General features: G+C 38.0%; 14 protein-coding genes and 2 tRNA genes. 5 read left to right on the top strand and 11 right to left on the bottom strand.

The window, feature by feature from the left end:
- Positions 1-23: 23 nt before the first annotated feature.
- Entirely contained in the window at positions 24-1,751 is a 1,728-nt protein-coding gene (locus ALW18_07475) for a peptide ABC transporter (protein AOE52366.1), read from the bottom strand.
- 35 nt (positions 1,752-1,786) lie between these two features.
- Entirely contained in the window at positions 1,787-3,961 is a 2,175-nt protein-coding gene (locus ALW18_07480) for a peptidase S9 (protein AOE52367.1), read from the bottom strand.
- A 162-nt stretch (positions 3,962-4,123) separates the two neighbouring features.
- Between ALW18_07480 and ALW18_07485 the strand changes: the two genes are divergently transcribed.
- Together ALW18_07485 and ALW18_07490 are read left to right on the top strand one after the other, a co-directional pair.
- A complete protein-coding gene (locus ALW18_07485) occupies positions 4,124-5,476 on the top strand; it encodes a hydroxymethylglutaryl-CoA reductase (GenBank protein ID AOE52368.1) in 1,353 nt (450 codons plus the stop codon).
- Positions 5,454-6,374 carry a GHMP kinase gene (locus ALW18_07490; GenBank protein ID AOE54346.1) on the top strand — a complete coding sequence of 307 codons (921 nt, stop codon included), beginning with the start codon at positions 5,454-5,456 and terminating at the stop codon, positions 6,372-6,374. The genes ALW18_07485 and ALW18_07490 overlap by 23 nt, the downstream gene beginning before the upstream one ends.
- On the opposite strand, the gene ALW18_07495 is transcribed toward ALW18_07490, so the two are convergent.
- From ALW18_07495 to ALW18_07530, 8 genes are all read right to left on the bottom strand, one after another.
- Positions 6,371-7,432: an ADP-heptose--LPS heptosyltransferase gene (locus tag ALW18_07495; GenBank protein AOE52369.1), complete on the bottom strand. Its 1,062-nt coding sequence runs from the start codon at positions 7,430-7,432 to the stop codon at positions 6,371-6,373. The two genes, ALW18_07490 and ALW18_07495, sit on opposite strands and share 4 nt — an antisense overlap.
- A 221-nt stretch (positions 7,433-7,653) precedes the next feature.
- Positions 7,654-9,759 carry a peptidylprolyl isomerase gene (locus tag ALW18_07500; GenBank protein AOE52370.1) on the bottom strand — a complete coding sequence of 702 codons (2,106 nt, stop codon included), beginning with the start codon at positions 9,757-9,759 and terminating at the stop codon, positions 7,654-7,656.
- Between the two features lie 104 nt (positions 9,760-9,863).
- Entirely contained in the window at positions 9,864-11,129 is a 1,266-nt protein-coding gene (locus ALW18_07505; protein ID AOE52371.1) for a hemolysin, read from the bottom strand.
- Between the two features lie 6 nt (positions 11,130-11,135).
- Entirely contained in the window at positions 11,136-11,327 is a 192-nt protein-coding gene (locus ALW18_07510; GenBank protein AOE52372.1) for a hypothetical protein, read from the bottom strand.
- A gap of 2 nt (positions 11,328-11,329) precedes the next feature.
- Entirely contained in the window at positions 11,330-11,878 is a 549-nt protein-coding gene (locus ALW18_07515) for a hypothetical protein (GenBank protein ID AOE52373.1), read from the bottom strand.
- A gap of 3 nt (positions 11,879-11,881) precedes the next feature.
- A complete protein-coding gene (locus ALW18_07520) occupies positions 11,882-13,243 on the bottom strand; it encodes a hypothetical protein (protein AOE52374.1) in 1,362 nt (453 codons plus the stop codon).
- Between the two features lie 20 nt (positions 13,244-13,263).
- On the bottom strand, positions 13,264-14,532 hold the full coding sequence (locus ALW18_07525) for a hypothetical protein (protein AOE52375.1): 1,269 nt from the start codon (positions 14,530-14,532) through the stop codon (positions 13,264-13,266).
- The gene (locus tag ALW18_07530; GenBank protein AOE52376.1) at positions 14,525-15,259 is read right to left on the bottom strand and encodes a pantothenate kinase; all 735 of its coding nucleotides are present in this window, start codon (positions 15,257-15,259) and stop codon (positions 14,525-14,527) included. Before ALW18_07530 ends, ALW18_07525 begins: the two co-directional genes overlap by 8 nt.
- Positions 15,260-15,358: 99 nt before the next feature.
- On the opposite strand from ALW18_07530, the gene ALW18_07535 reads away from it, so the two are divergent.
- Together ALW18_07535 and ALW18_07540 are read left to right on the top strand one after the other, a co-directional pair.
- Positions 15,359-15,431 (top strand) — tRNA-Phe (locus tag ALW18_07535).
- 93 nt (positions 15,432-15,524) lie between these two features.
- Positions 15,525-15,600, top strand: a tRNA-Phe gene (locus tag ALW18_07540).
- Between the two features lie 43 nt (positions 15,601-15,643).
- Here ALW18_07540 and ALW18_07545 read toward each other — a convergent pair.
- Positions 15,644-16,057 (bottom strand): GCN5 family acetyltransferase, encoded by a 414-nt coding sequence (locus tag ALW18_07545; protein AOE52377.1) that lies wholly within the window; start codon positions 16,055-16,057, stop codon positions 15,644-15,646.
- Between the two features lie 265 nt (positions 16,058-16,322).
- Between ALW18_07545 and ALW18_07550 the strand changes: the two genes are divergently transcribed.
- Positions 16,323-16,598, top strand: a complete 276-nt coding sequence (locus tag ALW18_07550) for a hypothetical protein (GenBank protein AOE52378.1) — start codon at positions 16,323-16,325, stop codon at positions 16,596-16,598.
- Positions 16,599-16,730: the final 132 nt, after the last annotated feature.

Genomic DNA, 16,730 nt, shown 5'->3' on the forward strand with positions numbered 1-16,730 from the left:
AAATATTTAGTTTTAAATATACCTTATCTAACGCCGTGCATCATGTGCATTAGCTTTTTACTAAGTATAAATAATATGATTGAAGCTACACCTGCCATACCTACAAACAACATAAAAAAGTCGTAAAGGTTAGCAATAGATAAGCCCATAAATTTCTTAACGTTCTCTACCTGTTTTGAAGTCAGTTCTTTTATAATCTCTGCTTTTACAGTTTCGTCTTTTGCAGCTGCAAAGTTTACTCTTTCAAAAGGAATAACTTTTTGCCCGTTAATTTCAGGTGCATTTGTTTTTTCAAAACCTTCAGGGAACAATTGAAGTGTTTTCGCAGATTCTACAGACTCTACATCTGCAATAGCTACAACTGCCTCAGGGTAAAGCTCACTTAAAGTACCTGCAAATTTGTTAGCAGCAGCAGTACTTAAAAACCATACACCCATAAGAAGAGATGCAAATTTAACCGGCGCAAGCTTATTTACCATAGAAAGTCCGATTGGAGAAAGACAAAGCTCACCAAGTGTGTGAATTGTGTATAAGCTTAACAGCCACATCATACTTACTTTAACACCCGGCTCAAGGCCTTTAACGCCAAAAGCAATTACAAGATATCCTATTGCAAGAAGAAATAAACCTACTGCTTGTTTGTATGGCGATGCAGGCTCCATGTTTTTTCTTCCAAGCACACCCCACAACCAAACAAAGATTGGAGCGAAAACAACGATCGCAATAGCATTAACCGACTGGAAGAATGATGCAGGCACAGTTGTACCAAATACATCCCTGTTAGTTTGCTCTTCTGCAAAATATGTTAATGATGCACCTGCCTGCTCAAAGGCAGACCAGAAGAATATCACAAAGAAAGCTACAATGTAAATAACCCAAATTCTTTGTTTTTCGATTTTAGTTAATCCCGGATCTGAAATAATATAACCCGGAGCAGCAAGTGTAAGAGAGAAAATAAATGCACCAATAATATCTTTATCTAATGCAAAATATAGCGACACTAAAAGTACGATCCAAATGGTAGCCCATGTTAAAAGTGTTTTCTTTGAAACAGGAACAGCTACTACATCATCCTTTTTCTCTTCTCTTGAACTGTTTGGCGCTGTACCAATCTGCTCGCCTTCAGGCGTAACAATATATTTGTTTTTAAACAGTACAAAGAATACCACACTTATTATCATACCTGCGCATGCAAGTAGGAATCCCCATTTAAAATCGGCGGGGTTTCCGGTATCACCAAATGTACCGCAAAGTAGCGGCGCAATAAATGCACCAAGGTTAATACCCATGTAGAATATTGTAAAGGCAGAGTCTACTCTTTTATCTCCTAAAGGATAAAGCTGACCTACCATTGTAGAGATATTCGGTTTAAAGAATCCGTTTCCAAAAATAAGAAAACCCAGACCTGTGTACATCATGACACTTGCGAAACCTACTTCTGTGTAAAAACTACCTGAAAGGAACATAAAAAACTGACCTATAGCCATTATAATACCACCAATGATGATAGATTTCCTGTTACCCCAATATCTGTCTGCAACATATCCTCCAATTAGCGGAGTAAGGTAAACTAAACCTGTGTAACTCCCATAAATTTGAGACCCCAGCGACTTGTCAAACAATAGTGCTTTAGTCATGAAAAGGATAAAAAGAGCACGCATACCATAATAGCTAAAACGCTCCCACATCTCTGTGACAAACAAAACATAGAGCCCTTTTGGGTGTCCTGATTTAACCTGATTTTCTGTCATCGTGTAATATTAAATAGTTATTAGTAAAATTGTTTTTATAGTTTTTCTTTAATAAAGTCTGTCATTTTAGTATACAGCTGAAGCCTTGTTTTTCCACCGTAGATGCCGTGGTTCCTGTCAGGATAAATAGCCCAGTCAAACTGTTTGTTGGCCTGCACCAAAGCTTCAACCATTCTCATAGTATTCTGCACATGCACGTTGTCATCTGCAGTTCCGTGAATCAATAAATAAGACCCTTTTAATTTACTCGCGTGGTTTATAGGGGAGTTATCATCATAACCCGATGCATTTTCCTGAGGCGTCTGCATATATCTTTCGGTGTATACCGAATCATAAAAACGCCAGTTGGTTACAGGGGCAACCGCAATAGCCATTTTAAATACATCGTCACCTTTTAAAATACAGTTAGACGACATAAATCCGCCATAGCTCCAGCCAAAGATACCAATCCTCGATGCATCAACATAATTGTATTTACCAATGGTCTTTGCTGCATCAATCTGGTCTTCTACCTCATATTTACCAAGTTCTTTATAGGTAACTTTTTTAAATTCCGCACCTTTAAAGCCCGTACCGCGGCCATCTACACAAGCCACAATATAACCTTGCTGCGCAAGCATCATAAACCAGTAATCGTCATAGCCGTTCCAGTCATTATTTACCTGCTGAGAGCCGGGCCCACTATACTGGTACATAAATACCGGATACTTTTTATTCGGATCAAAATCTTTCGGCTTAATCATCCATGCGTTAAGCTCCTGCCCTTTTTCGGTTTTAAGCACCATGAATTCTTTAACAGGCAGATTGAAGTCGGCAAGCTTAGATTTAAGCGCATCGTTATTTACGATAGATTTTACCTGTTTGCCATCTTTTGCTGTGTGTAATGTAAATGCTGTAGGATTTACAGAACTTGAATAATTATTAATGAAGTATTCAAAGTTCGGGCTAAAAGTCGCCGCGTTAGTTCCGCTATTTGGTGTAAGCCTGACTTTATTTTTACCGTTAAGTCCTATTCTGTATACGTCGCGATTAATCGAATTTATCTCTGTAGACTGATAGAATACATCACCCGTTTTACTATCAAAACCATAATAAGCAGTTACTTCCCAGTTTCCTTTTGTTACCTGTTTGATAAGCTTACCTGTTTTAGCATAATGATATATATGGTTGAAACCATCTTTCTCGCTTGTCCAGATAAAGCTGTTATCATTTAAAAAAGTAAGGTTATCGGTAATATCAACATAAGCCTTATCCTTTTCGTTAAGCACTACTTTTGCAGCACCGTTATTGGCGTCAACAAAAATAAGGTCAAGATTATTCTGGTGCCTATTGATAACCTGAACGCTTAATGTCTGCGCCTCGTTAGTCCACTTAATTCGCGGAATATAAAAGTCATTATAATTGCCAAGGTTTATCTTTTTTGTAGTTCCTGCTTTAGCATCATATATATGTAATGACACTACCGCATTTTTCTCTCCTGCCTTAGGATACTTAAACACATATTGCGTTGGATATAGTCCTGCATTATAAATATCCATAGAAAATTCAGGAACTTCGGTTTCATCAAAACGGATAAACGCTATTTTATCTCCTGCGCTATTCCAGTCGTATGCTTTTACAAAGGCGAATTCTTCCTCGTATACCCAGTCGGTAATACCGTTAATAACCGCATTCTTTTTGCCATCTGTAGTAATCTGTGTTGCTTTTTTCGCAGCAATATCAAAAACATACAGGTTATTCTGGTAAGAATACGCTACTTTAGAATTGTCGGCAGAGAAAGAAGGTTCCTGCACTTTGCCTTCGGCTAGTTTTATAAGTGATTTACCAGCTATATCATATATATAATAGTCGGCGGTAAACGAATGCCTGAAGATCTGCTCCGAATTTGTAGCGATAAGCATTCTTTTCTCATCGGCACTAAAGATGTAGCTGTCAATGCCATCTTCCAGTTCGCGGAAACTTTTAGTATCTATAAGAGTTGACACTTTATTTAAAGAAGCAAAGTCATACAGGTCTACAGTAGCAGAACCGGAAGTACGGTTAATGTTTAGCACCGTATATTGGTTGCTGTTTTTCATCGCCTGCAGATCGTCCATCATCTGGGTCCTGAAGGCGCCTCCCCATATCTGTTCAAGTGTTATTTTTTGTTGTGCAGCGACCGGCATTACAGCCAGTATAAATAAGAAAAGTGACCTTTTAATGTATTTCATTTTGCAGATGGTAAAAAACTTCCAATTTTAGTAAATTTTTATGAATAATCTGTTCTTTTTTTTGTTAAATGCAGATAGTGGAATTTTGGCCTTATTTATTTCTGGTAAATGCATTGGCTAAAGCGTATCTTTGCACCACATTATTATTTTAAGCAACTGAAAATGAGTAAAGCAATAGCGGGGTTCTCTAAACTTACCAAAGAACAAAAAATTGAATGGATTGCCAATAAATACTTTTCGGCACCAAAAGATGCGGTTACCCTGCTTAAAAATTACTGGAATACAGACGAAACACTGCAAAAACTGCACGACGAATTCATAGAAAACACCATTACCAACTTTTATTTACCCCTTGGCATAGCACCTAATTTTGTTATTAACGGCAAGGAATACACTATACCAATGGCCGTTGAAGAAAGTTCTGTTGTAGCTGCAGCGGCAAAAGCGGCTAAATTCTGGGCAAAACGCGGCGGCTTTAAAGCAACCGTTATTGATACCGAGAAAATTGGCCAGGTGCATTTTCTATTCAATGGTGATTTTGATAGGCTGACTACTTTTTTTGCTGCTATAAAATCTAAGTTCTTTGAAGGAACTCAGGATCTTACCAAGAACATGCAGGCACGTGGCGGTGGCATACTTGATATTGAATTAAGAGACAAAACCACCGATCTTGCCAACTACTTTCAGTTGCATGCTACTTTTGAAACCAAAGACAGCATGGGGGCCAATTTTATAAACTCGTGTTTAGAGCGTTTTTCTAAAATTTTAAAAGAAGAAGCCCTAAACTACAAGGCATTCGCCGAAGATGAGAAAAATATCCAGGTGATAATGAGCATCCTTTCCAACTATGTACCAAACTGTGTTGTGAGGGCTGAAGTTTCGTGTCCGGTTGAAGACCTACAGGAAGATGCTAGTATCAGCCCGAAAGAATTCGCAGAAAAATTCATTACAGCCATTAAAATTGCAGAGATCGAACCTTTCCGAGCGGTAACTCATAATAAAGGTATCATGAATGGTGTGGACGCCGTTGTTGTTGCCACCGGTAACGATTTTAGGGCCGTTGAAGCTGGAGTTCACGCTTATGCTGCTAAAGACGGTAAATATAGTAGTCTTTCGCACGCAAAGGTCGAAGATGGTATTTTTACGTTTTGGATAGATTTACCATTAGCTCTTGGCACTGTAGGCGGACTTACCACTCTTCACCCTCTTGTAAAATTCTGCCTTGAAATGTTAGGTAAGCCATCGGCTAAGGAATTAATGCAGATCGTGGCGGTGGCAGGCCTTGCACAAAATTTTGGCGCGCTACGTTCGCTTACTACAACAGGTATTCAGCAAGGCCATATGAAAATGCACCTTATGAATATCCTGAACCAGCTTGGCGCTAATGATGCCGAGAAAAAACAAGCAATAAAACATTTTGAAAAAAATACAGTGAGCCATTCTGCTGCCGCTGATTATATAACCGAATTACGCACCAATGACCCAAGCCGCATTGAAGAAGACTTTTTACAGTAACGGTAAACTACTTATTACCGCAGAATATACTGTGCTCGATGGCGCAACAGCACTTGCATTACCTACTATAGGCGGGCAGACTTTAGAAGTTGAGCCCACCACAGGCAATACTATACATTGGAAAAGTTTTGATGCCGACGGATCGATTTGGTTTGAGGCTGAGTTTCCCGTTGCTGCTATTACCGATAACACACAGAATAGCGATGAAACAACCAATAAGTTAATTGAGATTCTCCACGAATCATGGCTTACCAAACCTGACATTTTAAAAACGGGTTTGGGTTACAGAGTAGAAACAAAACTTACGTTCCCAAAACACTGGGGGCTCGGCACCTCTTCTACCTTAATAAATAATATTGCACAATGGTTCGAAATTGATGCTTTCGCCTTGCAATCTAAGACATTTGGAAGCAGCGGTTACGATATTGCCTGCGCTAAAAACAACACGCCTATATTGTACCATTTAGATCGAGGAAAACCTGTTACTGAGAGAATCGATTTTAATCCTGCATTTGCAGATAACATCTATTTTGTTTACTTAAACCGAAAACAAAACAGCAGACAGGCCATTGCAGGCTACAGAGAACGCCGTAACAGCATCGCACCAATAATTACAAAAGTAGATGCGCTTACCCAACAAACAGTTCTGGCAGAAAGCATAGAAACTTTTAGCGCTATACTAAAAGAGCATGAAATGATAATGTCGGGTGTATTGGGCATCCCAACTATGAAATCATTGGTATTTCCCGATTTTAGCGGAGCCATCAAAAGCCTTGGTGCCTGGGGTGGCGATTTTGTAATGGCAACTTCAATAGAAGACCCAACTGATTATTTTAAATCTAAAGGATTTGAAACCGTGATACGCTACCGAGACATGATCTTAAACCGAAAGGCTTAAGCATATTGTGCAGTAAACGGCTTTTCGTTCAGTATTTCTTTTATAACAGCTATCGTTTTCTCTACAGTATCTTCATTGGTGTTTATCGCAATACTACCATTGCCGTACGGTTCATATTTTACAGGATTGGTAACCGAAAACAAACCTATAGTTGGAGTTAGTGATGAAGCTGCTAAGTGCATGATTCCACTATCCGCACCTATAAAGACAGCCGTGTTAGCAATCAATGCAGCAATTTCACGTACATCTTTACTGTAAAAAGACGGGGCTTTAAATCCTATCTTAGATATATTTTCAACCGGTAGTACCTCAATAAAATTATAGTCAGGAAATGCTGTTGTCAGGCTGTTGTAATATGCACCCCACCATTCTTCCGAATAGCATTTTGCACCCGTAGCATACGTAAAAACAGCAATTGTTCTTTTAGTATCCGGAACCAGTTTATCAAGAACCTGTTTTGCATCTGCCAATTCCCCTGCATCCAATCTAAGGTTTAAAGGAGGAACCGGAGCATTGTTTTCTTTAAAACCAAGCAAGCCTAAGAAATACCTTAAATTATACACAGGCTTTTTTGCCATGTGCATATAGTCATTATATTTATTGGCAAGCGCCTCAATATTTTCTCCGAAAATTTTATTCTTTGCGGTTACATATCGCGTTGAAAGCCTTCCGGAAGAAGATCCGCTATCGATATTAATTACCATATCATAATGGTATCGCTTTAACGACACCCAAACCTTAGCATACTTAATCAGTTCCTTAAATGGCTTTTTGGGCAGCGTTATAACCCTGTCTATAGCCGGGTAGTTTTTAAACACTATCGGTGTAAGCCCCCCTTTTACAAATAGGTCTATTTTACAATCCGGAAAAGTTGCAGTGATTTCCTGAACCAACGGCGTAATAAGCAACAGATTCCCAAGCCTGTGATTCGGGCGCGTAATAAGAACACGCTTAATTACAGGTGTACCATTTTTGGAATCTATAAACGACTCACCCACATTGCCGGTAAGCGATTTCATTATTTTTCGCCTTACTGCATTAACTTTCGTTTTAAACATAGAACTATTTTAGGATATGTAACTGCCCATTTATTGGGTTATGACTAACAATTGGTAAAAATACTTTCGCAAATATATATTATTACCATAAGTCAACAATAAATAACAGAAAATTAACGACTATTTTACAATTAAAACCCTGTAAAAATCACGCACTGCAGATTTACGCACAAAAAAACCGGCGTAAAAGCCGGTTTAATTTATCTTAATGAATTCAGTTATTAGTTGAACTCAGCTCTGTTATCTTCTATATCAGCAGCATCCTGAAGCGCTTGTGAAAGTCTTCCCTGAGCCTGCATTCTGCCTTCGTTATTTAAACGTGCAGTATATGAAGTATAGTTAGGTAATGCCGGAGCTTTAGTAATAGTTTTAGTTCTTACCATGAAAACACCAAGGTTTCCTTCGATAAGTCCAGATGTTTTACCTGCTGCAAGACCAAATGCCTTACCAACAACTTTAGGTTCTGCACCTACGTTAGTAATAGCAGCACTAGCCAGGTTAGTATCGGTAGCGTTTGCAACCGTTGAACCTGTTTTCTGAGCTACAGCTTCAAGTGTAGCACCTTCCATTTTTTTCCTGATAAGTTCAGCTTTCTTCTGGTTACGAACAATTGGCAACACAGATACTTTAGCTTCTTCTATAGAAAGAAGTCCTTTTTCGTTGATGCTTTTCAGCCTTACGATAACGTGACCCTGAGGAATATCAAATTTCTTAACATCACCTTCTTTAGTATCTTTAGCATAAGCCCATTTAACGATACCTCTTTGTGCACCAACACCAGGCACAGTCTCATCATTAGCTAATATTTTGTTAGCCGGAGTAACTGTAAGGTTTAAGCTTTTAGCAAGGTCTGCAAGTGGTTTAGATTCTGCATCCATTTCTAACTTGGTAGCTTTAGTAAAGATCTCATCTGTAGTAGCTTCAGACGGCTCAATTTTCTGAGCGATAGTAGCTAATTGTACAGCTTCGTTTTTACCTGTAACTTTAATTACGTGGTAACCAAATTCAGTTTCAACTACACCTGTAGTACCTACCGGGTTATTGAATACGAAATCATTAAAAGGCTTAACCATTTGGTTAGGCGCAATATTATCATACTCACCACCTGTTTGTTTAGATCCCGGGTCATCAGTATTAGTCATTGCAAGCATAGCAAAGTTGCCAGGGTTAGCATTAACTTGTTTCAATAGGTCATCAGCTTTAACTTTAGCCTCTTCTTTAGTTCTTGTAATTGAAGGATCCGGAGCTTTACCACCTTTGTAAGCAATAAGGATATGACTAGCTTTAGCAGAAGCATTTCCTTTTTTGTTAACCATCTTAGTAAGCTTGTAATAACCGTTATCAATGTATGGTCCAAATACCTGACCTTTACCTAAACTATAAATCTGCTCAGCAAATTCTAAAGGAAGTTGTTTTTTTGTAACGTAAGTAGTATCGTATTTAATATCTGAATTCTTGTTTACAAACTCTTCAACATTTGAAACACTTGCAAAACCGGCAATAGTATCATTTGTTTTAGTTACATCATTGTATTCTACTCTTGGAGCAAGTAATGCATTGATGTCTTTTTTCATTTCAGCCTCATCAGCCTGAGATGGTTTGTTATCGATTAAAACATATTCTAAGTCGCGAGACGCCTCAGATTTATATTTTTTCTCATTTTTCTTCATGTAAGCCACAAGCTCATCATCAGATACTTTAACCTGATCATCGTTGATTGTGCTGTAAGGCACGAATACATAATCAAAAGTAGCTTTGTTTGCTTCAGACTCATATTTAGCTTTACCATCGTTATCAGTAGCAAAGAATGCTGCTTTAACCATGTTAAGGTATAATTGTTTTTTAGCTGCATTTTCAACTAAACCTTTATTTTTCTCAATCATCTGCCATTGCTGAGGATTGGTAGTTTTAAGGTTTACAAGGAATTCATTGAATTTAGCCTTGTCAAATTTACCTAATGCATTTTGGAATTGCGGATTTTGAGCAACCTGTGGATCCTGAGCATATACATTGAATATATGATCTCTACCTACTCTTAGACCTGCTTTTTCGAATCTGTCTTCAAAAAGTATGTTGTCAACCTCCTGGCTCCACACTGCGTTAGACGCCTGCGTAGGGCTTATACCCTGCTGCCTTGCCTGAACATCGTTTACTTTTTGTAAAAAATCCTGTACAGGAATATCTTTACCATTTACGCTTCCTACGTTTCGGGTAATCCCAAAACCGCCGCTGTTTACAATATCACCTATTATAAAAGCAAGTAAGCAAAAGCCTATAACTAGTATAAGAATTAATGAGCGCTGCCTAATTTTTTGTAAAACCGCCATTGTATTTCGTTTGTTAAAATTTTATATCAGTGGGCGAAAATACAATTATCTGTTTAATAATAAAAGGAGTGACGATATATTTTCTGCCGAAGTTGCATTTTTTTTTATTTATCCCGTAAAGGCTCGATTTTTACGAGCTCTATCTTTTTATTTGATGCCTGCTCAATAAAAATTTCAAAGTTTTCAAATGCCAGTTTTTCGCCTGTTTTTGGTATCTCCTTAACATTATGCACTATAAAACCACCTAGTGTTACATATGAATCACTCTCTGGAATCCCTAAATTGTAGGTTTCATTTATATATTCCACATCGAGGCGGGCAGAAAAGAGGTATGCCCCATCAGGAAGTTGTTTTTCTTCAAATTCTTCTTCATCGTCATGTTCATCTTCAATCTCACCAAAAAGCTCCTCAATAATATCTTCTACAGTAACAATACCTGCCGTACCTCCATACTCGTCCAGTATTACAGCCATGCTTTTACGCTTACGCGTTAGCGTGTTTAGCAAATCTTTTACGTACACCGTTCCCGGAGCATACTCAATACTTATCATGACCGCCTGTATTGTCTGAGGCTTTTTAAATAATTCAAACGAATGTACATAACCGATAATATTGTCGAGCGTATCCTGATACACAACTATTTTAGAATAATCGGTCTCAACAAACATATCTTTAAGTTCAGCCACAGCATCATTAATCTCGACACCCGAAATTTCGGTGCGCGGCGTCATGATATCCCTTGCTTTAACGTCTGAAAACTCGAGCGCATTCTGAAATATCTGAATTTCAGAATCTACCTCTTCCTGGTCATCTGCACCATTAAGCTGTTCCGTAATATAAGTACCCAGTTCGCCACGGCTAAAAAAGGCTTTCTGCCTGTCACCCTTAGTACCAAATACCTTTACAAGAATAAAATCGGATATAGCTATAGTAAATTTTGAAACCCAATGAAACAGGTAATAAAACAGATATGCCGGCAATGCAAAAAACTTTATAAGCGTATTTGCATAGACCTGAAAAAATATTTTCGGAAGAAATTCTGCAGTAATAAGCAGCACAAACCCTGATATTACAATTTGAAGCATCACCTGCCAGAATAGCGGCATATCGTGCCCTGAAGGATATACCCAACGCAGGACTGCATTACCCATATGATAGGAATACAGCACTAATGCAATAGTATTACCAACAAGCATTGAAGTGATAAACTGCGCAGGTTTTTCGGTTAACCGGGTAAGAATTCTGGAGATTAGGGTGGATTGCTTCTTTTCTACCTCAAGATATACTTTGTTGGAAGAAATATAAGCTATCTCCATCCCAGAGAAGAAAGCTGAAAGAAGTAAGCATACTATTATTGTTGCTGCTTCCATAACAGCCTAGTTGTCTTTGTTGCCGTTCTGGTATTTTTTTGCAAATCTCATCCTGAAGAAAAACATAAAGACCGCAAGGCCGGCAAAAAGAAAACTAATAATATAGTTTTCTCCTTTTCGCATTGCATTTACGCCGTCCACAATAAAGAAAACAGCTACTGCAAGATATAAATAAGATACAACTGTAAGATATTTCATTTTTATTCGTCTATATTATTAATAAGGCCTCGGTTTTGTTGTGCGTTAAACACTTTAAAGTCTTTACTAAAGTCAAGACCCGGGCCTTCAAGATAAGTGCCATCCTTATCTGTAAATTTAAAGTTTTTTTCGCTATAAAACCACTCATTCTTTTGGTCGTAAAAAAGCTGTTGTGTATCCAGCCTCTTACCATCATCTGTGGTGATCTTAACATTACCCTGCAAATCGATAATGTCGGGTGCCGAATATGCTTTAGCGTAATCAGCCACTACATAGGTATTTTTACCGCCTTCATCAATCAGCGTAACGTTAACACCTTTTGGGAACTCGTTAAAACCATATTGGAGATTAGAGAAATCCAGCATTAGCGGACTTATAAGTATCGCCTTTACTTTACCCGAATCGGTATATTTCAAATTAATGTTTTCGGTTTCACCGGAAGGGCTAAACGCAACACTATTAATTCGCTGCACATCTTTAAAATTACTTTCGCAAGAGCAAAATAGTACCAAAAAAAAGAGTCCCGGCAACGCATATTTATACAGTTTCATTCCTTATAAATTTGGAAGTGTAACAGTTTGATTTATCCAGCAACCATAGGTTACAGCATCACCTTTCTTTTTACCGGCAGTTTTAAGTTCAGCTTTTGTAGGCAGGTTTTTGGTAAACCTTGCCACCATAGCATCAGCAGCAGCCTTAAGCCTTGGCTCTGCAGCCTGTGCTTTTCTGGCATTTTCTATAGCAAGCAGGTTAAGCGTTTTACGTTCAAAATCTGTTAGCTTACATTCATCGTTTGCCGTAACAGACGCATACAATTCAGCAAGAAGCACATAGGCTTTCCCTGATTTAGGATTAGCCTCAGCAGAAAGCAATGCATATTTTTTAGCCGCCGCCTTGTCAGAATTTCTTATAACCGATGCAATATCATAATACACCATCGACTTTTTAAGCGGGCTCGTCTCCATAGAGGCTGCCTGGTCAAAATAAGCCACAGCCTCTTTAACTTCATTTTTCTTTTGAGAAAGAATAGCCATCCTGTAAGCCGACTCTTTTGAAGGTGATGCTTTATGAACCGCTACAGCACCATTGTACAACGTAGCCGATTTAAAGCATTTTTTCCCATACAAAGCACCAACCATAGCATCAAGCCAAGCAACATCTCCCTTATGGGCTTCGTAGTTTTTAGCGTAATATACATCCATTTTATCGCAAGAGATGTAATCGCTGCTTTGTTTAGATATAAACTTATTTACATTTTCTAACGCATCTAGACGCGCATCTGCATCTTCGATGAATTGTTTTTCACCATCAGAAATAGTCACAGTTTCCTGCTTTTTAAGTAATGCTTCTTTATCTGATGCAATCTTATTCTGAGCTGCCGAGATTTGGGCTAATATTTCAGAATAACGCTCAAAGTACTGATCGTCAGATATTCCTTTACCCGACTTATACTGATCAAAGAACAGTTGAAAATATGCATACAAAGCATTATAATCTGTAAAAGCCTGCCTGTTTTTAGTAAACGAGACATTAAATGCTTTATAGGCCTCATCAGCCTTTATAATCTTATTATCATATTGCAGCAGTGTTTTTTTGATATCACTGCCTTTGCCCGGAAAATTAGCATCCTGCTCGCCATAAAGATCAACAAGATCGTTTATATACGTTTTTTGCTTTTCTGATGTCTCTGCAATTTCTATATTATATTGTAAAAGTCCTTCACCATAAACATAAAGTGCTTCTGAGAACTTAGGACATTTTTTTCTCAATTCCCCCAAAAGCCCGTAAGCATCATTATATTCTTTTGCCAGGTATTTACTTTCAAACACTTTAAAATTATCTTCACATTTATAAGCACCCTGTGCCGAAGCCGTCAGGCTAAGCACTCCTATAAAAAAAGCAAGTAGTATTTTCATAAACCCTGTATTTTTTAAATTTAATCGTATTTTCTTTTGATAAACCACTTATCATTAAGCGAAAGGCTTATCATCACATTTACATAATTTTCCTGGATAAGGTTAGCTTTTTTAGTACCTCTGCGCCCCATTTCTAAACCAAAGTTAAGATTTGAACCTCCAATTGTACCTCCTAAAGGAAGCCCCATACCTAGTGTAAAGCCAAAGTCGTTTATATCCTGGCTGTTTACAACCAATCCCGTTTTTTCGTATTTAAGACCTGCGCGGTAGGTAACCCTGCTAAGGTAGTTGCTAAACGACATAAAGTTAGGGATATAATATCCTCCCAGTGTAAATTTCTGAGAAGATTCAAAACCTGCATTTGTAATATTATCAAATCTGTTGCCAAACTTATTACTTCCCTGTGTTGTGAACTCTAAACCTGCAAACCATTTTCTGGCTTCACCAAAACCTGTTCCAATTGAGAATTTAGACGGCATTTTTACATCAGCTTTTGCTGTTGCAACATCAAGCTGATCTACAACAGCTTCGTTACCTGCATTTGTTAGCATTATCGTCGCGAATTGTCTTTCACTGGTACTGCCAAGTGTATTTTCCGGGGAGAATGTTGCACTTGTAATCCAGTCAAGCTTTTTAAGTTTGCCTTTATAAACAGCTCCTATATTAAACGATGCCCCGCTATAATCGGTATCATTAAGCTCTCGTGTTGGATATTGTAAAACAACATCTGTAATATTTACGATCGATTTTGTCTGCGTATTTCCAAAGTTATACTGAAAATCTGCACCCACGCTAAATTTAGGTGTAATTTGGTAGGATGCTCCGGCAAAAACACGGTTAAGGCCACCGCTACCATCAAACTGCCTTGAACGGGCTAACCCATCCGTAGGGTTAATTGCCGAATTTTCAATTTTATAGCCTACTGTTGTATACGGCATTAAACCGAAAGCAACTCCTAATTTATTGAAAGGTATCGCAACAGCAATGTAGTCGAACGTTGTTCTGTTAGCGCTATCGTTACCCGAATTAGTTTTAAAACCTGTTGAAGTATTGCTGGCACCAACTGTGTAGGTGGTTAATTTAAGAGCACTGTATGTAGCCGGGTTCTGCATATTGATATGGATACTATCCGGCAGGATACTTAAACCACCCATAGACCTGTTTTCTACAGTACCTTTAAACTTAACATCTCCTATACCGTAATAAGAATATGGTGATGCACTATTTTCCTGAGAAAAACCTGCGGCCGAAACAATCAGGCAAACGCCTGCAATAATTTTTTTAATCATTTGTGATCGTATATAGATATAAAAGATTCAAACTTTCCAGTAGGAAATTTGAATTGGCAAATATGGTGTTTTTTAATCTTTTAGCCAAAAATTCAGCATCCCCGCCCGTTAATATTATTGTTAACTCCTGATACTGTTCACGATACTGCTCAACAAACCCCTCTATCTCATGCAGCATACCATTTACAACACCCGAATGCATAGATAAACTTGTGCTTGTACCTATGTAGCCGGCAGGCATTTCCGGATATAACAACGGAAGTTTTGCTGTAAAATTATGCATAGCATTATACCTTAATTGCAAACCCGGAGATATTGCACCTCCAAGATAGCTGTCTGAACTATCTGTAAAATCATAAGTTATACATGTACCTGCATCTATAACCAGCCTGTTCTTTGCAGGATATTGCAGGACGGCTCCGGCAGAAAGTACCATCCTGTCGACACCCAAAGTATGCGGAGTGCCATATTTATTATCAAATGGAAATAATGAAGAATGATCTATAGTAACTAAATTGCTCTTTTGTCCTAACTGAAATAACAGCTCCGGATAGCTGTCACTTACCGAAGAAAGTATACTTTGTTCTATTTTATTATGCCTTTCAAAAATTTCTTCGATTTTTTTCCGTGCTTCATCTTTGTTAAAAGCAACCTTTTCTAAAAGCGCAGTACCCTCAAAAACAGCTGCTTTAATTTTTGTATTACCTATATCTACCGCTAAAAGCATTTACCTTTTATTTAGACCGCAAAGATAGCGATTGATTTTTTTTATCTTTTGTTTTGGATAATATAAAAATGGTTCTATATTTGCACCCGCAATAACAACGGTACCTTAGCTCAGTTGGTAGAGCAATGGACTGAAAATCCATGTGTCCCTGGTTCGATTCCTGGAGGTACCACTGCTAAAAAGAGCCCTTGATTGTTCAGGGGCTTTTTTATTCAAAACTCGATTTTTGAATACTAAAAATAACGTTATTGCAAAAATACTTAATGGTACCTTAGCTCAGTTGGTAGAGCAATGGACTGAAAATCCATGTGTCCCTGGTTCGATTCCTGGAGGTACCACAAAGAAGCCTTTTGCTGTGCAAGAGGCTTTTTTTTTATTTTAAGGCTACAGGTTCTTCTCCAGTATTTCGTATTCAAAGCCATTTTTATCAAAAAACTTCCCGGTATGTTTAAAGCCGGCTTTTGTGTAAAATCCAATAGCACTTACCCTGGCATTACACCATAAAATTGTTGCACCTTTACTAATAGCATATTCAGTAACATGCGCAAGCAAAAGCCTGCCCACTCCTTTTCCCTGCATCGACGCATCTACAGCGAACTTCCTGAACTGACAACTGCTTCCGTCAAAGAATAATGAAATTATCGCCACAAGAATATCTCCCTCAAAAACACCAAAGTGAGTTCCTTTGATATCTTCATTCATCCCCATTTCGTTTAGTTTTCCATCAGGATACAATACTTCGTTACGTAGTTTCCATGTAGACTCGTGATTAATCTCTTTAATAATAACATTGGGCATAGCTTAATTTTTCCGTAAAATTAATTATAATCCGAATACTGCAACCGAATATTAAATGCTAAAAGGTAGTTTAATTCAAATTCTACATGAATCACCACGTAATTACACTTTATTGAAAAAGAGGTAATTACACGCATTTTATTGTTGATTTTTAATCCTAGCTTGCACCTACCAATCAATCAGTGGAGTCAGAACCCACTTTAATAAACGGGGTGTTTTCCGAAAAACCTTACGAGTAGGAAAAACAATCAATAATATTAAAATTATGTCAGATTTAGCAGCAACATTAACAGGAGGCGCATGGACTGCGTTCCACAAACTAACAGAAAACGACCAACAAGTATTTACAGAAGCACTGGAAGGTTTCGTAGGCGTAAAATACGTTCCTGAATCTGTTTCAACACAAGTTGTAAACGGAACTAACTATCGCTACAATTGTAACGCTTCGCTACCATCAGGTGGTGAATCATGGAAAGCTATTGTAGAGATTCATGCTCCACTTACCGGAAAACCTTACATTACAAAAATTGATAAGTTATAACACATACTGGTAATCAATCACCATCATGGCGCCCGGAATTTCCGGGCGCTTTTTATTTTGCCCCTTATTATCTGTATGTTTTGCAAAAAGCCTTTGAGGCCCTTTCTGCTTTTAGTAAATTTGGCATTCTTA

This window comes from Flavobacterium psychrophilum (assembly GCA_001708385.1).
Lineage (GTDB): Bacteria > Bacteroidota > Bacteroidia > Flavobacteriales > Flavobacteriaceae > Flavobacterium > Flavobacterium psychrophilum_A.

Excerpts from the sequence above, each read along its gene's own strand:
- ALW18_07525 (AOE52375.1), bottom strand. The coding sequence starts at position 14,532 with ATGATTAAAAAAATTATTGCAGGCGTTTGCCTGATTGTTTCGGCCGCA.
- ALW18_07545 (AOE52377.1), bottom strand. The coding sequence starts at position 16,057 with ATGCCCAATGTTATTATTAAAGAGATTAATCACGAGTCTACATGGAAA.
- ALW18_07520 (AOE52374.1), bottom strand. The coding sequence starts at position 13,243 with ATGAAAATACTACTTGCTTTTTTTATAGGAGTGCTTAGCCTGACGGCT.
- ALW18_07500 (AOE52370.1), bottom strand. The coding sequence starts at position 9,759 with ATGGCGGTTTTACAAAAAATTAGGCAGCGCTCATTAATTCTTATACTA.
- ALW18_07475 (AOE52366.1), bottom strand. The coding sequence starts at position 1,751 with ATGACAGAAAATCAGGTTAAATCAGGACACCCAAAAGGGCTCTATGTT.
- ALW18_07510 (AOE52372.1), bottom strand. The coding sequence starts at position 11,327 with ATGAAATATCTTACAGTTGTATCTTATTTATATCTTGCAGTAGCTGTT.
- ALW18_07530 (AOE52376.1), bottom strand. The coding sequence starts at position 15,259 with ATGCTTTTAGCGGTAGATATAGGTAATACAAAAATTAAAGCAGCTGTT.
- ALW18_07480 (AOE52367.1), bottom strand. The coding sequence starts at position 3,961 with ATGAAATACATTAAAAGGTCACTTTTCTTATTTATACTGGCTGTAATG.
- ALW18_07485 (AOE52368.1), top strand. The coding sequence starts at position 4,124 with ATGAGTAAAGCAATAGCGGGGTTCTCTAAACTTACCAAAGAACAAAAA.
- ALW18_07505 (AOE52371.1), bottom strand. The coding sequence starts at position 11,129 with ATGGAAGCAGCAACAATAATAGTATGCTTACTTCTTTCAGCTTTCTTC.
- ALW18_07515 (AOE52373.1), bottom strand. The coding sequence starts at position 11,878 with ATGAAACTGTATAAATATGCGTTGCCGGGACTCTTTTTTTTGGTACTA.
- ALW18_07495 (AOE52369.1), bottom strand. The coding sequence starts at position 7,432 with ATGTTTAAAACGAAAGTTAATGCAGTAAGGCGAAAAATAATGAAATCG.
- ALW18_07550 (AOE52378.1), top strand. The coding sequence starts at position 16,323 with ATGTCAGATTTAGCAGCAACATTAACAGGAGGCGCATGGACTGCGTTC.